The following is a 16,845-nucleotide window of genomic DNA, read 5'->3' as shown; positions in this document are numbered from 1 at the left end:
GAGGGGGAGAGATCGGCCGCCGGTCTCTCCCCCGCAACAGGCAAAACCGGTTTCCCCGTCCTTCCGCGGGCGAGCTCGCCGGCGTTGCCGGCGAACTCCCCTTGTGCAGGACCAGGTGCGCGGATTTTGCGCGTCCCGCGCGGATCCTCGCAACCTGTCCCTTCGGGCGGGTGATCCCCCTCCGGTTTTGCCTGTTGCCCCCCTCTCTCCGGTCGGATCGCCGACTGCTCGGGAGCAGGAGCCGGGCTCCTGCCCCTCAACGGGACAGGAAGACCGCTTCGCGGATCAGGAGAGAAAACACCATGGCGAAACTCAGCAAAGCACAGCGCAAGGCCCATGCCGAGGCAGAGGCGATCCTGACAAAGGACCGCCTGACCGAGGACGAAAAGGATTTTGTTTTCCAGAACTGGCATGAGGGCGCAAACTTTGAGACCGGCGCGGCTGGCGCATTCTTCACGCCGTGGGACATGGCAGCAGATTTCCAGATCGATACGCGCAGCGGGCGCGTGATCGACCTTTGCGCAGGCATCGGCATTCTGAGCTATTTCATCCATCATCGCAGCCTGTGGGGCGGCGGTAGGGGGGCCGATATCACATGCGTTGAGATCAACCCCCGTTATGTGGAGATAGGGCGCAAACTCTTGCCGGAGGCCCGTTGGATCAATGCCGATGTTTTCGACTGGCGCGAGCTTGATCTAGGCCACTACGATTGCGCCATAGGGAACCCGCCGTTCGGGAGGGTGAAGCGGCAGGGGAATGGCCCGCGTTATCGCGGTCAGGACTTCGAGCTTCACGTTATCGATATCGCTTCTGAGCTTGCCGACTATGGCGCTTTCATCGTGCCGCAGCAGTCCGCCAGCTTTCGCTATTCCGGAACGCAGCTTTACCAACGTCTTGAGAAGGGGCGCGGCGTCGATTTCGAGCGTCAGACCGGCCTTGAAATGATGGGCGGCGCAGGTATCGACACGGCTTTTTATCAAGACAAATGGAAGGACGTTGCCCCCCTCTGCGAGATCGTTTGCATTGAATTTGCCGAATGCCGCGAACGCATGAAGGCCGAACGTGACCGGATCGCCGCCCGACCCATGCCGCAAATAATGCGGCAGGCCGAGCAACTGGCCTTGCTGTGAGGGGAGATCGGGCAATGTCGAAAATCAGCATCAGCCTTTTGGAAGGCTATCACATCACCGCAACCGACAAACGCCATATCGCGGCGATTGTCGAACGAGGTTGGCGCGAGGGCGTAACCCGTCAGCGCCGATACAAGATCACAGAGAAAACCGGCGATATTGTCCGCCTTGTGATCGAGCGGAGCGAAAGGGACATGCAAGGACGGCCCATGATCCGACGCAGCAAGGTTGTCGTCAGGATCGGGGGAGGGCAGGGGCATGCGTGAGCCGCAAAGCATCACAGTTTTCGATACCCCCTCAAATCTAGGGGGAAGTTTCACCGTCTCGATTACGAGCGAGATCGACGCGGAAACGGTCAAGGTGCGCGTCTGGTACGGGCGCGCAACGCCTAGCGGTTGGGAGTCTTGGAAGGATTGGGACGGATACACGTTCCAGACCCGCCGCGATCTTCTCACCAATCGGCGCGTCATGCGCTTGCGCAAGCCATGAGCGAGGAACCCACAATGAGCAGCATCACGATTTTTCAGGCGATGGAGTTTTTCGGGACAGGCGATCCATTCTTCGGCGGAAACGCCGCCGATTGGTGCCTGTACCATCAAGAAGACGGCGGACTTACCTTTGTCGCCAGCCACGAGGCGCAGCGCCGCGAGCTGGTCAAAGCCTATTTCCCGACCGAAATCGAGGCTCAGGAGGCGGGAGCCGCCGCCAGTGGGCGCAAGGGCCGCGTGTCAGCGTTGCCCGTTACCGCCCGCGCCGAGGTCCCGACCGGTCAAATTCGTTGGCTTGTCGGAAACCGCCATGTTGGAACTGATGATAACGAGCTTTCCGCCGAGTTTCGGAGCAGGGCAGAAGGGGCAGGCGCAGCCGATCCCGATATAATCGCACAGATCGTCGCCTATGCGCTTGCGTGTCACCGGGCCAATCAGGCCCTTTGCATCGCGCTTCGGCTCTGAGAGAGCGATTATGAGCGGTATGGGACATAATGGCGGGCCATCGCTCGATAGCGAGCGGCCCGCAATCGACGGGAAATGCCGCTTGTGTCGGCATTGGTGCGCGCCGTCTGAGTCCTGGGAGAGCAAATATCGGCTCTTCAAGATGACCGGGAAAGGGCGACGGGTGAAGCGGCCGAGCGGGACATGCGACCGCGTGTTGATAGGCGGAAAGGTTTCCTTCTCAGCAACGAACGGCGATTATCGATGCGGAAATTTCGAGGCGAAACCACAGGAAGCGCCAAAGCGTGGCGGTGCTTTCGTGACGATCTGGAAAGGAAATCGCATCATCTGGCAAGGGCCGGAGGAAGATCAACCGCCAGAGCAACTAGACTTGTTACCGGCCTAAAATCAGGAGTTGAGGAAAAACATGAGCCGCTATTCTATTGAACTGGATAATAAAGGGCGCACCGACAACGAAGCCGTTATCGGCTATGACAAACCCTTGCGGACATTCTTCCTGCATGGGTTCATTCCCGAGGATTCGGACCTGGAAGAGCCGGAAGTCTGGCTTGGAGCCTTCCTTGAGGAATTTCCCACGCTGGAATCTCTTGTTGAGGAAGCCCACAGGCAGGGTTGCGAGATTCGCGGCCTGAAGCATTCGGCCATCGTATCGATGCTCGAAGAGGCAGGGCAGAAATCCGATCCGAGTGTAGGCGAGCGGTTGGGATTGATCAGATAGGCCACCCATGCCGGCCAAGCCACCGAAAAGGCTTGACTTTTCTGTAAAATCTGTTTATTACAGAATTTCCAGAAAACGAGGGAATGAAGGCTAAACCATGAATGACAGAACAATTTCCTCTGTCGAGTTCGTTCGGCACTTCGGGCGCTATCACGATGAGGCCATGCGTGAGCCGATCGTTCTGACCAAACATGGTCGCGCTTCCGTGGTTGTCATGCCGGTGGAGCTATATGAGCGGATGACAAAGGGCACGGAAGATCCTCGAAAGGTCTACCGGACGAGCGAGACCCCGCCCGAGTTGGCCGACATGCTCTTGTCGGAACTGGATAAGCGCCTCGCGCATGTATCGGACGAGCCGCAGGATGACTAAGCAGTTCGACGATGGCGAGATCGTGGAGTATGAATATCTGTGGGAGTGGCAGGCGCAGAAAGGTCGCACGAACGCAGAAAAAGGGCGGCCCGTCTGCTTGGCAATGGTCGTTAAGGACAGCAAGCAGGGTATCACGCATCTGATCATCTTGCCTATATCCTCGACCCAACCGCGTCCCGATCAGGATGCGTTAGTAATCCCTGCGCTGGAATTGCGCCGGGCCGGTTTGGCGGATTTCAAGGCTGGCTGGATTACGGTCAGCGAGTACAATTATGATGTTCTGGAAAGATCGTTTTACTTCGATCCGAACCAGAAGCCGCGAGGCCGGTTCAGCGGCCCGTTCATGGATCAGATTTTGATACGTTTCCGCCGCTATTTGCGAGAAAAGTGCGGACGCATTGACAGGACAAAGTGATGAGCAAGGCCGGATCACGGATTTTGCAAGGAGCAAAGGAGGCGCTCGCTTTTGCGAAAGGCGAGGCCGATGTGACCGACTTCCACATACTGTGCAACGATCAAGAGGACATCATGGCTCTTGCCCTCAAGCAGAAGACCCCGGCCATCACCGCCGAGGAAATGGAGCGCCGTCGCAAGATGGTTCGCAGCGCATTTCGTTCTAACGCTATGGAAGGTCTTCGCCCGAATCCGGCATGCCAGCCGGTATTTGACGCGTTCATTGCTGGCGAGATCGAGCTTGACGAGATGATGCCGCGCGTTAAGTCCATTCTCGGCATCCAGTAGGCATGTCGTTTACGCTCGCCGACGGCGAGACCCTTCGAAACAAGATAGGGGCCGAGACACACGAGGCGCTAGAAGCGGCCGAGCACCCGGTTCTTGCGATCCGGCTTCTCGAACTGCGAAGCGGTCTCGGCCCAAAACCCACTTTCGATACGGCCCATCTTCAGGCGCTTCATAAGCACTTGTTTCAGGACGTGTTCGAATGGGCGGGCGAGCTGCGCCATCATCCATTCACTTTCGCTGACGGTACGCAGGCCTCAATGCCTGCCATGCACAAGATTGGCGGTAAGGATTTCGCGATCGGCAACGAGATCGACAGAGGCTTGAATAGCCTCATGTCGGATCTCGAATCCCGCAACTTCTTGCGTGGCCTTGATCGCGAAACCTTCGCAACGGAAGCGGCCGACGCCTTCGCCCGGATGAATTCCATCCATCCTTTTCGCGAAGGCAACGGCCGGACTCAGCGTGAATTCTTCGCGGCCCTTGCCGAAAGGGCAGGGCATCCGCTCGAATTCGGCGTGATTTCCGACGAACGCATGACGTTCGTCTCAGTCGCCGCCCATGAACGCGGCGACCTGGCGCCCATGCGTCGCATGTTCGCGGAAATCACCGACCCCGATCGCGTGAACGCGCTCGAGGTCGCGCAGCAGGCTATTGAGCGCTTCCGCCCTGTGCAGGCCCCGCACGTCACGGCATGGGACGGTATCTATATGGCGACGACCGAACCAGGGCAGGATTATAGCGGCGTCTTCAGCGGTGCGGCCGGTCGCAACTTCATGATGCAGAGAGATGATGGCGCGATCATCATAGGCAACGTGGTCGATCTGCCGGAGCCGCGCCCGGAATCAGGCGCGCGGCTCTCCTTCACCGCTTCCGATCCTCGCCAACTCCAACCCGCGCATGAGCAGGCACAAGCGCCGCTCATTGCCGCCGTTACCGATTGGCCGCGAAGCATCGATGAGACCGTGGCGGAGAGGATTTCGGCCCGGCCGACCATGCAGGCCGCGAACAGCCGCCTTGTCGCAGCGGTTCAAGCAGTCTGGCAAGATCCGCAAGCGGTCCTTGCCAGACTGCGTAACCGCATCGAGGTTGAACGCCGTCCCGTTTCCGAATTCGCTCAGGAAATGCGGACCAATCCGGAGGCTTTCGGCTCGCTCCACGGCAACCGCAGCCTTTTCGGCCGCGATGACGCGGCCGCGAAAAGGCGCTTGCTGCCGTTCCGCTCGCCGTCGCTGCGCTCCATGATTACGGGCAGGTACGTGGCTCCCTGGCCGTAGACCTTCGCCGCGACGAAGAGCGCTTTCGCACTCTTATGCGCGAGCCGGTCAATGATCTGTCACCCGCTGCCCGCGAGCTGGTCGGCCAGATTGAAAAGACACCCGCCCACGAGCTGGGTGCGGTGCTCGGACAGGGCGATCATAAGCAAGCCTTGACCGAATTGCGCGGCTTTATCGCCAACATTCGTGACCGCTTTGGCGCTCCCGGTTCGCTGGAGCTCGACCGGGACCGCCTTTCGCGTGCGATTCCGAATGCTTCGCCGGAACGACTTGAGGCGTTCACGGCGGGCTTTTCGCGCGCGCAGTTCATCGTCTCACGCGCCGAATCCTTCGAGCAGGCGAACACCCTGCAGGTGGCACAAGGCCACCAGCAGGGCCATGAAAGAGGCAAGACCTTCGAGATGTAGCAGATACGGTTGATGCTTTATGCGGCAGTTTGCTAAGTATCGCTATTCCCGTCAGCTATAACGAGGTTGCCGCATATGAAATTCGCTTACATCGCCTTTGCCATGGTCGGCCTTGCAGGCTGCACAACCGCCCAAAAAAATCCTTATGACCTGACCGCAGTTTGCCTCACTGACGAAGGAAAACCAGTCTCCAAAGGTATGACCTACAAGGGCAAGACATGCGGTCAGTCGGACATGCCGATCGCTGACGGCAAGCCTACTCCGCTTGTCTGGCGATAAAAGGGAGGGGAGGGGACATGAGGACCGGCCTTATCATCGCAGCCACCATCACGGCGCTGACCGCTTCGACGGCGATCGCGCAGACCTTCGAGACCGTCGATAGGAGCCCCGCCGGCGACCGCTTCGAGAAATCGGTCAATTTCGATATTCTCGGGATTCAACCTGGTGATACGATCGAGGACGTGAAGGCCAAGATGAAAGCCGAATTTCCCGAGGTCGAACCGGAGGAAACTCGTTTGAAGGGTTCGGTTTCAACGCCTGAAGGCGCTCGCGTCCAAATGGAGTTCGTGAACGAAATCGCTTTCGTAGATTCCGGTAGCAAGAACCAAATCTACGTCAATTTCGCATCCGAGGTTTATGATAACCGTGCATTGGCTATCCGACGCACCGTTCATTTTAAAGAATTCACTACGGCCGATATCTTCCGGAAGCAAGTCGCAGAAAAATATGGACAGCCGTCGATCGTCGAAGATCAGAATGGCTTCCTGAATCTCTATTACATCTATGCCAACGGGCGCTTGCTATCCGAATCGGATGCGCCAAAGAGCAAGGAAAACTGCAAGCGCATCAATGAGGGCAGTTTGTGTGATTATGTTGAGGAAACGCAGTCACCCGAGTCAGGCAAGAAGTTGGAAATTGCGCAGAAACCTTGCGCCGCATTCTTTCATGGAAATTGGCATACCATCGGCAAATACCGGTTCGATCAACGCTATACCGTGATTAAGGATGACCAGTGCGACGGTATTATGCTTATCAGCATGAGCACGTTCCAGCCCGAGCTAAACTCGGCAGAGTTCACCCTTGTCGATGTCAAGCGGGCCTACGGTCATCAATCTGCCCTGGACGCCGCGATCGAGGCAAAGCTGAAACAGGGTGTCGATATGGACAAGGTTGCCAAGCCGCGTCTTTGATCTAATTGCACAGGCGCTATAATAGCATGATTGCACCGCCACCTGCATCTGACGCTCCAATTGACGTCGATCACGCATTGAACTTTGCTTTTTTTACAGGCGCGGTGTTAGCCGTGCTTTTGACGCTGAGCGCTGTTATATGCATCCAATGGCTTCGACGGCTCACGCGATGGATTTGGTGGCTCTATACACCGCAAGGACGGCGCTCCACCGCGAAACACGAAGCCGGTCACGCCCTTGTTGCATCAGTTCTCGGTGCGGAAATTGTGGGCGTATCTGTTTATCGCAAGGCAGTTGATGGCGACCTAGGATTGTCCGTTCATAGAAATCCAGTGATTGCTGCAGATACGCTTGAGGATGTTTGGCAAATGTTGGTCAGAGAAATAGCCGTCTGTTTGGCCGGGGGAATGGCAGAGCGGAAATGGTCAAACATTGATGCTGTAGCTTACTCAATGGGAGCGTCTAAGGATTTGGCGAAAGTGCAGGCCATGGCCTCACTCGCGAGATTCATTACACACCGCCCTGATCCAGAGAGCGAGATTAAGAAGGCCTTATACGACGACATTCAGACGCCAAACTGGCAAAGAGCGATAAATGATCTGGCAAGCGCGCTTTTGAGGTCAAACGGAGCAGGTGTTACCTCTCCTGTGGTTGCTATGGTCGTGGATCAATACATGTTGCAGCTACCTATGGTAAGATCGCTCGCGGAAGCCCGAAATACCACAAACGATCCCAGGAACACCGTCATCCCCTGACGATCACCGGCGCTCCGATCGGCACGCGCTCATATAAATCGATCACATCACGGTCAAACATGCGAATGCATCCACTCGATACGGATTTGCCGATCGAGCTTGGATCATTCGTGCCGTGAATGCGATAGAGCGTGTCCCGACCGCCCTGGAACAGATAGAGCGCGCGAGCGCCAAGAGGATTCGCCGCCCCCCCTTGCACACCGCCCGCTAGTCGGCCCTTGCCGTCAGGATCGGCGGCAATCATGTTCGCCGTCGGCGTCCACTTAGGCCATTCTTCCTTGCGGCCGACTGTCGCCCGCCCGCTGAAACTGTGGCCTGCTTTCCCGACGCCGACCGGATAGGTGAGGGCTTTGCCGCCGCCCTGTATCAGCAGCAGTTCATACCGGGGTGGCTCGACAATGATCGTTCCGGCCGGCTCGCTTGTTTCATAGTCCACTGTCCGTCCGCCTCGGTTCGAAGGTGCTGGCCGATCCAAGCCAACCCGCTCCGTTTCCGAGGAAGCACAGCCAGTCAGCATCGAGCCGGCTGCGAGCAAGAATATCCGTCTGCTGTATTTCATAGGTTACGACCACTTCTGAATTTGACATACGTTAGCTGCCGACCATGGGAATGGTGCAGACGGACTAAGCGATGAGCACTGAATTTCCCGGCGCTGCGTCCCCTGAGTGAAGAACCTTTGCGTAAACTCCAAGGCATGGAAATGCCCCGACATCTGGTATGTCCACGCGGTTCTGCGCATGGATTGCTCGTAATACATCTGGTTTCGGCTCAAGCCCGAGACCGTGAGCCAAAGTCGGCACGGCACATCTAGGCGTAGGCACCATGATCTCCAGCACTGCGCTGCCGATCTGCAATTTCTGGCCTGACCAACTGTTTTCGATGAAGGGAGTGGTGTCGGAACTATCGATCACGATGTTGGGCCGATATCTTTCCGCCTCCAGCCCATCGAGGTTTGCCTTGCGCGAAATTTCTTCCAAGGAAGCGACAGTGACGAGATGCACGGGCGCAAAGTCGTAAAAACCTCCTTCCGGGGCGGCTGCACCAATTTCTCCCACATCCAAGGCAACATCGGCATCAAGGCCGTGAGCCAGCACTTCTTCCGGTCGTGAGCGTTCAAACTGCATTCCGGGCCGGCGCTCGGATACCAGCGAGACGTGGCGTCCGAGGAAGCTGGACAGATCTGGATCAATATTTGCCGAGTTCGAATGAATGGTGTGGCCATTGGACAGAGAGATTGCCAATGTGCCAGTGTCTTCCGAAAGCTGAGCCGTGAGCGATAGAAGGGACCGCCAGAGCCTTGGCCTTTTCGCACTGGCGATTTTCCCGCTTTCCCTATCCAACACGGCAAAAGCCCGGTCGCCATATACACCTGTCTTTGTCAGCACCGCGTGCTGAAGCTCTTCACCAAGGGCTGATTTCAACGGATATCGACGAAGGCGTCGTATTTTTCCGATTCTCTCCATTTCTCCGGCTACTCCCTGAGATTCTTTGCCACCAGCATGACTTATGAGCGCTTTGGTCCCTATTCCACCGTCCACGCTTCTTTGCCAGATGGTGGTTCGAAGCCCCGGATGTAGCGCCGCAAACGCTCCTCTGTAATTGGAAAGGCCGCGTTAGCATCTTGGCGGGAGGCCCTCGCGATCAACCGCTCGCGCAAGACCTTCTCTGGAGCGTTCATATACACGAGTTGGCAGTGATGATCGTTGCGCTGCACAAGCTCACGGTAGTCGGCCCGTGCTTTGGCGTTCCAGAAGCTAAAGTCGATTACCGCCTTGGTTCCGTGCCGCAGCATTTTGACAAGCTGCCGACGCAGGCTCTTCTCTACTGACGCTTGCAGGTCGGGATAATCGTGCTCCGAATAGTCCACACCAAATCGACCGCTTGTGCGCCAGATCTCCTCATCTATGGATAGCCGTTGGCAGCCCATCTTCTCAAGCGCTTGGGCGAATGTGGTCTTCCCTGATCCTGAGATCCCGCACATCATGAAGACGATACGGGGGTGAGCCTGCATGAGCGTGCGCGCGCACTTAAGCGCCTCGTGATGGTCCATCAGCTTGTCTTCTCCGATATTCATCAAAATAGCCGTTGGAAATGTCAAATGACACGAATTTTGGCCTTTTTGGCCACTATGTTGCCTTTGGGTCAGGATTGCTGACCGTTCCAAACGATCCTCTGGTCAAGCCGCTACTATTCAATGGAGGATGGCAGTGCTGCAACTCGCCTGAAATCCACTCTGCGACTTCCACGCCCCCGCACGTCAAACAACGTGACAGCTCCTTGACAGTTTATCGACTGACAATGACACCAGGTCTGGAAGCAAGTCTTCTACCCGCGGTGCTTAAGGGAATCGATAATAGACCCAAACCGCATAGGCGATAATTTCATGCGCAAAGCGAAAGCCTTTCAGACAGGGCATAGGGTATGGAATGATCACCTCAAAGTGATAAATCAATGCCCATCAGACAACTTGGCAATACTGTAAACTTCGCGCCGATATTCAAAATGCCCCAACGCGAGGTTATCGTGTCGGGGCTACTCGATACATCTTCGTGTGCCGTTTATGGCAAGAAGCTAAAAGGAGATAATCGTTAAGAGAAATTACAGCGGAACCCGCTTGTTTCCAGTGGTTCTCCGAGCTTCACCTGCCTCAGGGACAGGTTTTATTCAATCATGGCTTTGTTCGTATCGACTTTTTCAAAGTGATTTTCCGATAAACGCGCTGAAGGTCGTCGCCCTCTCAGTATTTCGATTCGAATAATCGAAATCGAGGGTGCCGGAAATCCAATAACCCTTATCCGCCAGGCCTGAATAGGTAAAAGTCGGTCCTACCCTCCCGCGTTCCGACCTAGCATAATCAGAGTCGGTCAGATTGTAGATGTCATATTGGTGATGGACGCCAACGGCCAGCGTATCCGTCAGCTGATATCCAAACGCGATATCCGCCAGATTGAGCGAAAGGCCTGCCTGCATACGCTTCCGGCCTCCCGTTTCCAGGTCGGTATAATTTTTGTCGCGGAAGAGGTAGTTAATATTCGCGGGCGATATGCTTAGTTGCCATTTGTCATAACCAAAGAAGTTATTGACGCTCGCGCTGATGGAATACTGGTTCGCGCCAGCACCGTACCCGCTGGATTTATCCGATCCGTTAGGAAAGTTCATGAATATCGTAGGGCTGATCCACCAGGCTCGATAACCCTCTGTGTTTGGTTTGGCTTTTGTGGCTGCGACCTGATAGTAATATTCGAATCCTAGTTGAGGAGATGTAACACCCCACCGTGAGTCATCACCCTCAAAATCGCTTTTTTGGTAACCACCATTAAAACCTAGCCAGAGTTCAACCTGATCCTGCTTTGTGCCGGTCAGTCCAGTTTCGCTGAACCAGGCCAGCTGGAAAAAATTTGCTGCCGTTTGGCTGTTATTTTCCTTCGTATAGTAAGGCCACAGTTGAAGCGCCCAACCCGGTGTCCCGGGTTGGGCGTTTCCCAAGAAATTTCCTGCGTACGCACCATTTGGAACGAATGAAAGAGCGATCGTTGACATTAGTGAGCCAGCGATGCTCATTTTACGAAAAAGTAGCATGGTATTCCCCTTCTTATTGGCATACTTGCGTGGACATAGTATTTTTACATTTCGGAGATCAATTTGTGACGTCTATTACGATTTTCCCATGTGAACTCCTGGTGGATTTCATATATTTCCAAGCTTCTATGTATCCATTCATAGGAAATAAGCGGTCTATATTCGGACTAATATTTTTTAAAGTGAGATTTTTATTTACATAATCCACGCCTCTCTGTCTCATTTCTTGGTGTTCAACGTAGTTGAATACTGAGTACGGCTGGAACGTCACGTTCTTTTGAAACATGTCTCGCAAAGGAAGTTCGGGCGGCTTTGTGTCCAGAGTGCCGTAAAAATAGACATGCGCATCTCGCGCAAAGGCAGGACTGTATTTGGAGATCAGTCCCTCTCCGATTGGATCAAAGGCGACATCAATTCCCTTACCGCCGGTCACCGCCAGAAGTTGTTCGGCAATTGAAGTCCCGTCGCTATCGGTCACGATGACATGAGAAGCGCCTCTTTCCTTCAGATAGGGAACGTTGGAGGGAAACCGTGTCGTGCCGATTATGGTTGCGCCGAGCATGCGGCCTATTTCAAGTGCTGCTGATCCGGCTGTCGACGTTGCAGCGGTAGCGAGAACGAAACTATCCGGCCCAACCTTCGAGACTTCAGCGAGGGGATAATAGGCAGTCAGGTACTGCATCCATATGGATGCGCTTTCTGGGGCCGACAGTCCGGGAGGCGCCGGTGTTATATACCGTGCATCGACGATGAGTGTCTCTGTGCTGGCCCCACGATTGTAATAGAAATAGGGCAAAGTACAGTAGCGGCTTCCGATGGTTATTCCCTCAACCCCATCGCCGACGGCCTCAACAATGCCGGCCGCCTCAATTCCGACACAAGCTGGAAAATGGTGGAAGCTGAATGAATAATTGTCCACCATCAGATCCATATCACCCCAATTGAGAGCAAATGCCTCAATTCGAAGCCGAACTTCTCCGGGACCTGGTTGCTCAATAGGAACCTTGACTAGTCTCAGTCCCTGATAACCGTCATAACCATTGATGACCCATGCTCTTGCTGTGGCGCCCATATCAGCCCCTCGCCATATGCACGTCGCGCGGAAGCGCGGAGAGGATTTCCGGTCCGTATTCGCGCAGGATCACAATATCCTCTAGGCGGATGCCGAAGCGGCCGGGCAGATAGATGCCAGGTTCGATGGAGAAGACCATCCCTTCCTCCAGCACCGTTTCGGAGGTTGCAGTGATATAGGGCGGCTCGTGACCATCGATGCCCATGCCGTGGCCGGTACGGTGCACGAAATATTCGCCATAGCCCGCATCGGCGATGACGTTGCGAGCCGCTGCATCCACCTCGCGCGCCATGACGCCCGGACGAGCTACCTTCAGCGCCGCCTGCACGGCCTTCTCGACGATGGTGTGGATCTCCCCATAACCTTCGGGCGGCATGCCGACGACGGCCATGCGGGTGATGTCAGAAGGGAACCCCTGCTTGCGTCCGCCAATGTCGATCACCACCGCGTCCCCTTCCTGGATAACGCGATCGCTAGCCGAATGGTGCGGGAACGCGCCGTTGCCTCCCGCGCCCACAATCCAGAAGCGCGGCTCGGCACCTTCCGACGAAAAATGTGCGCGGATTTCCGCGGCAAGTTCATTCTCGGTCATGCCCGGCCTGATTGCGGTGAATGCCGCTTCCATGGCGCGATCGGCGATGCTGGCATTCATCTTGAGTTTTGCGTATTCATTGCTGTCTTTGCGCATGCGGAGACCGCCGAGCGTTGCGGGCGTAAAATTGCGACACGTATCTGCAGGCAAAGCATCGAGGAGCAGTAGCGCGAAGTCAGCGCGCATCGTTTCATCAAGCGTGACGAGGCCGGGTGCTTCCGCCCCGATGGCCGATAATGCTGCTCGCAAGGCGACGTCGGGGCCTTCATCATCAGCCCAGGTGTAGAACTTGATATTCGTGAATTCCCGGCTGCCCTCCGCATTCAGCGCTGGCATCAGGAAAGCCTCCTTTTCCGGGCCAATGAGCAGCAGGCAGGGGCGCTCGTCGGGATGCGGGTGGAAGCCCAGCACCCAGTCCATGTGAGAACCGGGTGCGACGGCGACGAGGCCCGTACCTGCTTCGGCCATGCGCTGTCGCAGGGCTAGAAGTCGGGAGGCGATCTGTTTTGCATGGTCTTGTCCTCGTTCACGTAGCTGGAATGATGATGCGGCTGCCGAAGATCGGCTCGTCGTCCGGAAAGGCTTTGAACGCGGCAAGTTCGGCTTCAGACGGCGATTCACACGAGCCTTTCCGGCTTGGCACCCAGCCGCACTGGCGCTTAAGGATCGCTGCATATTCCGCCCGCTTCAAAGCGGCGATGGACGGATCGATGACCGGCACGCCGAGCTCTTTCTCGATTTCCTTGTAGAAGCCGACCTCCATGGTGCAGCCGAGAATGAGCGCTTCCGCGCCACCTTCCTCCACCGCCTTGCGACCGGCGGCCAGCAGCCGTCGGTTGGTTTCCGCATGATCCTTCTGGAAATCATCGACACCGAGGTCGACATCATAGAAGCCCGCGAGACGTTCCGCGTGGCCATACCCGTGCACGGTGGACTGCATCTGGTGCACCCATTTGCGCCGGCCGACAATGATGCCGAAGCGGTTGGCAAGGCTTGCGGCGATCTCACAGGAGGCAATGCAGGGAGCAGTGACGACCATTTGGTCCGAAATCTCAAGAGCATCGTGTAACGCTGTGTCGTAGAAGCAGCCAATGGCCAGCGCATCGAAACCTTCCCGTGCTGCGGTGCGCACCGCCCGCATGATGCCGCGTGTCACCAATGCCTCATAGGTGCGGAATTCGATATGGGAGAAGCCATAGCTAGCCTTCGGCAAGGCAGCCACGTGGACTTCCGTACCAGGCAGTTTGTGGTCCCGCGCCATGTCGGCAAAGATGGCATCTACTGCATCGTTCGCAGCAAAGGGATTGAGATACATGATCTTGAACGGTTCAGGACTCATATTGCCATTCTCCTTAGTAGTGTCGTTGCGATCCCCGACGAAATTGTCGGAGATCAGACCGATCTGTCACTCTCGACTCATAGCTTTCCCGTTCGCGTACAGCCCTGAATTGGCTGATACGCGTCAGAACAAGACCTTGACCGGGAGCGGCTATCCTATCCTGTTTGTCGTCTTCACTCAGGAAGCAGGAATGATGATGCGACTGCCAAAGACGGGTTCGTTGTCAGGGAACGCTTTGAAGGCAGAAAGTTCGGCTTCGGAAGGTGCTTCGCAGGAGCCTTTCCGGCTAGGTACCCAGCCGCACTGGCGCTTGAGAATCGCAGCATATTCCGCTCGCTTCAAAGCGGCGATGGATGGATCAATGACCGGCACGCCAAGTTCCTTCTCAATCTCCTTGTAGAAACCGATTTCCATCGTGCAGCCGAGGATGAGTGCTTCCGCGCCGCCTTCCTCAACCGCCTTGCGACCGGCGGCTAGCAAACGGCGGTTGGTTTCCACATGATCTTTCTGAAAATCATCTACCCCGAGGCCGACATCGTAGAAACCGGCAAGACGTTCCGCATGGCCATAGCCGTGGACGGTCGACTGCATCTGATGTACCCATTTCCGTCGACCGACGATGATCCCGAAGAGGTTGGCAAGGCTGGCGGCGATTTCGCAAGAAGCGATGCAGGGCGCGGTTATGATCATCGAGCCGGAAATCTCGCGCGCATCATGTAAAGCGGTGTCGTAAAAGCAGCCGATCGCCAGTGCATCGAAACCTTCGCGCGCTGCGGTGCGCACCGCACGCATGATGCCGCGTGTCACCAACGCTTCATAGGTGCGAAATTCGATATGGGAGAAGCTGTAGCCGACCTTCGGCAACGCAGCCACGTGTACCTCTGTGCCCGGCAGTTTGTGGTCCCGCGCCATGTCTGCAAAGATCGCATCAACTGCGTCGTTTGCGCCGACGGGGTTAAGATACATAATCTTGAGCGGCTCAGTGCTCATTTTGTTATCCTCCTCTACAGTTTCATGATGATCCCCGTCGATACCGTCGGAGATCAGTTCGATGACTCACACGTTCGATCCATAGATCGCGCGCGCACGTTCCGCCGTTACGTACTCGTTGCGGATGTCTTCGAGCACGAGGGCTGGATCACGTTCTTTCGGATTTCCGAACCCTCCGCCAGCACCCGTGATCACGCGGATCACGTCGTCCTTGTCGACCCTGATGCCGGAGGCGAAGGCGTAGCGCTCCGATTCCCCATTCTTTCGCAGGACGAGCGCATAGTTGGCCGAGCCTTCGTTGCCACCGTCGAGTGACCATGGAAGGATGCGCGAGCGGGTATAGCCGAGCGTCAGGAAGGAATCGTCGCGGCGGATGCGGTAGTCGAGCCGGATGCCGCGGCCGCCGGTCCATTTGCCTTCGCCGCCCGGATCGGTGTTCAGCTCCATGCGGTCGACGACGAGGCCGTTGCGTGCCTCGGAGATCTCTGCCGGACAATTGTAGGTCTCGCCGTGCACGCCGGAGAAGATCGCCGAATTGCCGTCGCGCCCATCCGATGCGCCCCAGCCGCCGATCTGCGGCTCGATGATCGTGTATTGCCGCCCCGTATCGGGATGGATGCCGCCGATGAAGGTGCCGGCGATGGAGGAGAAATGCCCGGCGGGCAACTTTTCCGGCATGTGCGGGGCAAGGCAGCGCCAGACGAGGTCGTAGCCGCGGATGCCGATCTCGTAGTAGAAGCCCACCGCCGCCGGCTCCCTGGCATGGAAGCACGAGCCCTCGCGCGTCAGCACCTTGAGCGGGCGGAAGGAGCCTTCGTTGGCCGGCGAGGCCGGGTCGGTCAGCGCCTTGAAGATGACCTGCATGCTGACGAGCGTGTCGTCGTAGCCGGCGTTCGACGGGCCGCTGTCCTGGTCCGGGTTGTCTCTGAGGTCGATGACGAATTCCGTGTCGGAGATCGTCACCTTGACGTTGAACAGGCGCCCGTCGTCCTGTTCCTCGGTCAGCTCGAAGGTGCCGTGCGGGAGCTTCGCCAGCTCGGCGAGCGCGATCTTCTCGCCATGGTCCATGAAGCCCGCCATGGCCGCCTCGAAGGTGGCGACGGAGTATTTTTCCGCAAGCTCGGCAAGGCGTTTCGCCCCGATGCGGACGGAGGCGATTGCGGCCCAGAGGTCGCCTTCGAGGAAGTCCGGCATGCGCGAATTGACGGTAATGATGTCGAAGATGCCGGGAATGGCCTTGCCCTTCGAGATCATCTTGATGGCGGGAAGGCGCAGGCCTTCCTGGAAGATCTCCGTCGCGTCGGCGGAGAGCGAACCCGGCGACTTGCCGCCGACGTCGGAATTGTGGGCGATGTTGGCCGTCCAGGCGATCAGCCGGTCGCCGGAAAAGACCGGCATGCAGACGACGAGGTCGTTGAGATGCGTCACGCCGCCGTAATAGGGGTCGTTGGTGATGAAGACGTCGCCGGGCTGGATGTCGCCGGGCTTCGAGAATTTCTTCAGGAGCACCTTCACCGACTTGTCGAGCACGCCGATGAAGCCGGGAATGCCCGCGCCGGAGGAGGCAAGGCGCCCCTCAGCATCGGTGATGCCCGTGCCCATGTCGAGCACTTCGTAGATGATGGAGCTCATCGCCGTCTTGCGCATGGCCGCGAACATCTCGTCGGCGGTCGCCTGCAGCGAGTTCTGGATGATTTCCAGCGTGATCGGATCGTGGGAAGCTGTCGTCATGTCC

The 16,845-nt window shown here is 56.9% G+C and carries 22 protein-coding genes and 1 pseudogene; 13 read left to right on the top strand and 10 right to left on the bottom strand.

Annotated elements, in window-relative coordinates:
* Positions 1–302 precede the first annotated feature (302 nt).
* The 13 genes from LJ361_RS23455 to LJ361_RS23390 all read left to right on the top strand — a co-directional run bounded on the left by LJ361_RS23455 (position 303) and on the right by LJ361_RS23390 (position 7,538).
* Positions 303–1,130, top strand: a complete 828-nt coding sequence (locus LJ361_RS23455; RefSeq protein WP_100560350.1) for a methyltransferase — start codon at positions 303–305, stop codon at positions 1,128–1,130.
* A 14-nt stretch (positions 1,131–1,144) separates the two neighbouring features.
* Positions 1,145–1,396: a hypothetical protein gene (locus tag LJ361_RS23450; RefSeq protein WP_183657100.1), complete on the top strand. Its 252-nt coding sequence runs from the start codon at positions 1,145–1,147 to the stop codon at positions 1,394–1,396.
* The gene (locus LJ361_RS23445) at positions 1,389–1,619 is read left to right on the top strand and encodes a hypothetical protein (protein ID WP_183657102.1); all 231 of its coding nucleotides are present in this window, start codon (positions 1,389–1,391) and stop codon (positions 1,617–1,619) included. Before LJ361_RS23450 ends, LJ361_RS23445 begins: the two co-directional genes overlap by 8 nt.
* A gap of 14 nt (positions 1,620–1,633) precedes the next feature.
* A complete protein-coding gene (locus LJ361_RS23440; RefSeq protein WP_235992787.1) occupies positions 1,634–2,083 on the top strand; it encodes a hypothetical protein in 450 nt (149 codons plus the stop codon).
* A 406-nt stretch (positions 2,084–2,489) separates the two neighbouring features.
* Positions 2,490–2,801 (top strand): hypothetical protein, encoded by a 312-nt coding sequence (locus LJ361_RS23430; protein WP_183657105.1) that lies wholly within the window; start codon positions 2,490–2,492, stop codon positions 2,799–2,801.
* 97 nt (positions 2,802–2,898) lie between these two features.
* The gene (locus LJ361_RS23425) at positions 2,899–3,171 is read left to right on the top strand and encodes a type II toxin-antitoxin system Phd/YefM family antitoxin (RefSeq protein WP_183657108.1); all 273 of its coding nucleotides are present in this window, start codon (positions 2,899–2,901) and stop codon (positions 3,169–3,171) included.
* Positions 3,164–3,586 carry a hypothetical protein gene (locus LJ361_RS23420; RefSeq protein ID WP_183657186.1) on the top strand — a complete coding sequence of 141 codons (423 nt, stop codon included), beginning with the start codon at positions 3,164–3,166 and terminating at the stop codon, positions 3,584–3,586. The genes LJ361_RS23425 and LJ361_RS23420 overlap by 8 nt, the downstream gene beginning before the upstream one ends.
* On the top strand, positions 3,586–3,912 hold the full coding sequence (locus LJ361_RS23415) for a hypothetical protein (RefSeq protein ID WP_235992790.1): 327 nt from the start codon (positions 3,586–3,588) through the stop codon (positions 3,910–3,912). The genes LJ361_RS23420 and LJ361_RS23415 overlap by 1 nt, the downstream gene beginning before the upstream one ends.
* A 2-nt stretch (positions 3,913–3,914) precedes the next feature.
* Positions 3,915–5,186: a Fic/DOC family protein gene (locus LJ361_RS23410; protein WP_264813628.1), complete on the top strand. Its 1,272-nt coding sequence runs from the start codon at positions 3,915–3,917 to the stop codon at positions 5,184–5,186.
* Between the two features lie 35 nt (positions 5,187–5,221).
* On the top strand, positions 5,222–5,593 hold the full coding sequence (locus tag LJ361_RS23405) for a hypothetical protein (RefSeq protein ID WP_264813627.1): 372 nt from the start codon (positions 5,222–5,224) through the stop codon (positions 5,591–5,593).
* A gap of 75 nt (positions 5,594–5,668) precedes the next feature.
* Positions 5,669–5,872 (top strand): hypothetical protein, encoded by a 204-nt coding sequence (locus LJ361_RS23400; protein WP_113731766.1) that lies wholly within the window; start codon positions 5,669–5,671, stop codon positions 5,870–5,872.
* A gap of 17 nt (positions 5,873–5,889) precedes the next feature.
* Positions 5,890–6,783: a hypothetical protein gene (locus LJ361_RS23395; RefSeq protein ID WP_264813626.1), complete on the top strand. Its 894-nt coding sequence runs from the start codon at positions 5,890–5,892 to the stop codon at positions 6,781–6,783.
* Positions 6,784–6,809: 26 nt separating this feature from the next.
* On the top strand, positions 6,810–7,538 hold the full coding sequence (locus LJ361_RS23390; RefSeq protein WP_264813625.1) for a hypothetical protein: 729 nt from the start codon (positions 6,810–6,812) through the stop codon (positions 7,536–7,538).
* On the opposite strand, the gene LJ361_RS23385 is transcribed toward LJ361_RS23390, so the two are convergent.
* The 10 genes and pseudogenes from LJ361_RS23385 to LJ361_RS23340 all read right to left on the bottom strand — a co-directional run bounded on the left by LJ361_RS23385 (position 7,528) and on the right by LJ361_RS23340 (position 16,841).
* The gene (locus LJ361_RS23385) at positions 7,528–7,974 is read right to left on the bottom strand and encodes a L,D-transpeptidase (RefSeq protein ID WP_320109283.1); all 447 of its coding nucleotides are present in this window, start codon (positions 7,972–7,974) and stop codon (positions 7,528–7,530) included. The two genes, LJ361_RS23390 and LJ361_RS23385, sit on opposite strands and share 11 nt — an antisense overlap.
* A gap of 187 nt (positions 7,975–8,161) precedes the next feature.
* Positions 8,162–9,001, bottom strand: a complete 840-nt coding sequence (locus tag LJ361_RS23380) for an MOSC domain-containing protein (protein WP_114217375.1) — start codon at positions 8,999–9,001, stop codon at positions 8,162–8,164.
* 59 nt (positions 9,002–9,060) lie between these two features.
* Positions 9,061–9,612 (bottom strand): AAA family ATPase, encoded by a 552-nt coding sequence (locus LJ361_RS23375; RefSeq protein ID WP_264813624.1) that lies wholly within the window; start codon positions 9,610–9,612, stop codon positions 9,061–9,063.
* Positions 9,613–9,826: 214 nt separating this feature from the next.
* Positions 9,827–9,954 (bottom strand): annotated as a pseudogene (locus tag LJ361_RS23675) (IS6 family transposase); the annotation flags it as partial.
* 278 nt (positions 9,955–10,232) lie between these two features.
* Complete coding sequence (locus LJ361_RS23365; RefSeq protein WP_114217373.1) at positions 10,233–11,117, bottom strand: hypothetical protein; 885 nt, start codon at positions 11,115–11,117, stop codon at positions 10,233–10,235.
* Positions 11,118–11,175: 58 nt separating this feature from the next.
* Entirely contained in the window at positions 11,176–12,189 is a 1,014-nt protein-coding gene (locus tag LJ361_RS23360) for a zinc-binding dehydrogenase (RefSeq protein WP_264813623.1), read from the bottom strand.
* 1 nt (position 12,190) lies between these two features.
* A complete protein-coding gene (locus tag LJ361_RS23355) occupies positions 12,191–13,282 on the bottom strand; it encodes a M24 family metallopeptidase (protein WP_264813639.1) in 1,092 nt (363 codons plus the stop codon).
* A gap of 25 nt (positions 13,283–13,307) precedes the next feature.
* Positions 13,308–14,120: an aspartate/glutamate racemase family protein gene (locus tag LJ361_RS23350; RefSeq protein WP_114217371.1), complete on the bottom strand. Its 813-nt coding sequence runs from the start codon at positions 14,118–14,120 to the stop codon at positions 13,308–13,310.
* Positions 14,121–14,297: 177 nt separating this feature from the next.
* A complete protein-coding gene (locus LJ361_RS23345; RefSeq protein ID WP_114217370.1) occupies positions 14,298–15,110 on the bottom strand; it encodes an aspartate/glutamate racemase family protein in 813 nt (270 codons plus the stop codon).
* 66 nt (positions 15,111–15,176) lie between these two features.
* Entirely contained in the window at positions 15,177–16,841 is a 1,665-nt protein-coding gene (locus LJ361_RS23340; protein WP_264813622.1) for a hydantoinase B/oxoprolinase family protein, read from the bottom strand.
* Positions 16,842–16,845: the final 4 nt, after the last annotated feature.

The sequence above is a fragment of the Brucella sp. JSBI001 genome (assembly GCF_026014005.1).
In the GTDB taxonomy this organism is placed as follows: domain Bacteria; phylum Pseudomonadota; class Alphaproteobacteria; order Rhizobiales; family Rhizobiaceae; genus Brucella; species Brucella anthropi.
Note: the sequence above shows the minus strand (reverse complement) of the source record. Positions and strands in the feature narration are given on the sequence as shown.

Bases quoted from the DNA above. Each gene is read 5' to 3' on its own strand.
- LJ361_RS23380 (WP_114217375.1), bottom strand. From the start codon at position 9,001: ATGGAGAGAATCGGAAAAATACGACGCCTTCGTCGATATCCGTTGAAA.
- LJ361_RS23395 (WP_264813626.1), top strand. From the start codon at position 5,890: ATGAGGACCGGCCTTATCATCGCAGCCACCATCACGGCGCTGACCGCT.
- LJ361_RS23350 (WP_114217371.1), bottom strand. From the start codon at position 14,120: ATGAGTCCTGAACCGTTCAAGATCATGTATCTCAATCCCTTTGCTGCG.
- LJ361_RS23345 (WP_114217370.1), bottom strand. From the start codon at position 15,110: ATGAGCACTGAGCCGCTCAAGATTATGTATCTTAACCCCGTCGGCGCA.
- LJ361_RS23405 (WP_264813627.1), top strand. From the start codon at position 5,222: ATGCGCGAGCCGGTCAATGATCTGTCACCCGCTGCCCGCGAGCTGGTC.
- LJ361_RS23360 (WP_264813623.1), bottom strand. From the start codon at position 12,189: ATGGGCGCCACAGCAAGAGCATGGGTCATCAATGGTTATGACGGTTAT.
- LJ361_RS23390 (WP_264813625.1), top strand. From the start codon at position 6,810: ATGATTGCACCGCCACCTGCATCTGACGCTCCAATTGACGTCGATCAC.
- LJ361_RS23415 (WP_235992790.1), top strand. From the start codon at position 3,586: ATGAGCAAGGCCGGATCACGGATTTTGCAAGGAGCAAAGGAGGCGCTC.
- LJ361_RS23450 (WP_183657100.1), top strand. From the start codon at position 1,145: ATGTCGAAAATCAGCATCAGCCTTTTGGAAGGCTATCACATCACCGCA.
- LJ361_RS23400 (WP_113731766.1), top strand. From the start codon at position 5,669: ATGAAATTCGCTTACATCGCCTTTGCCATGGTCGGCCTTGCAGGCTGC.
- LJ361_RS23410 (WP_264813628.1), top strand. From the start codon at position 3,915: ATGTCGTTTACGCTCGCCGACGGCGAGACCCTTCGAAACAAGATAGGG.
- LJ361_RS23420 (WP_183657186.1), top strand. From the start codon at position 3,164: ATGACTAAGCAGTTCGACGATGGCGAGATCGTGGAGTATGAATATCTG.
- LJ361_RS23430 (WP_183657105.1), top strand. From the start codon at position 2,490: ATGAGCCGCTATTCTATTGAACTGGATAATAAAGGGCGCACCGACAAC.
- LJ361_RS23365 (WP_114217373.1), bottom strand. From the start codon at position 11,117: ATGCTACTTTTTCGTAAAATGAGCATCGCTGGCTCACTAATGTCAACG.
- LJ361_RS23445 (WP_183657102.1), top strand. From the start codon at position 1,389: ATGCGTGAGCCGCAAAGCATCACAGTTTTCGATACCCCCTCAAATCTA.
- LJ361_RS23340 (WP_264813622.1), bottom strand. From the start codon at position 16,841: ATGACGACAGCTTCCCACGATCCGATCACGCTGGAAATCATCCAGAAC.
- LJ361_RS23425 (WP_183657108.1), top strand. From the start codon at position 2,899: ATGAATGACAGAACAATTTCCTCTGTCGAGTTCGTTCGGCACTTCGGG.
- LJ361_RS23375 (WP_264813624.1), bottom strand. From the start codon at position 9,612: ATGAATATCGGAGAAGACAAGCTGATGGACCATCACGAGGCGCTTAAG.
- LJ361_RS23455 (WP_100560350.1), top strand. From the start codon at position 303: ATGGCGAAACTCAGCAAAGCACAGCGCAAGGCCCATGCCGAGGCAGAG.
- LJ361_RS23440 (WP_235992787.1), top strand. From the start codon at position 1,634: ATGAGCAGCATCACGATTTTTCAGGCGATGGAGTTTTTCGGGACAGGC.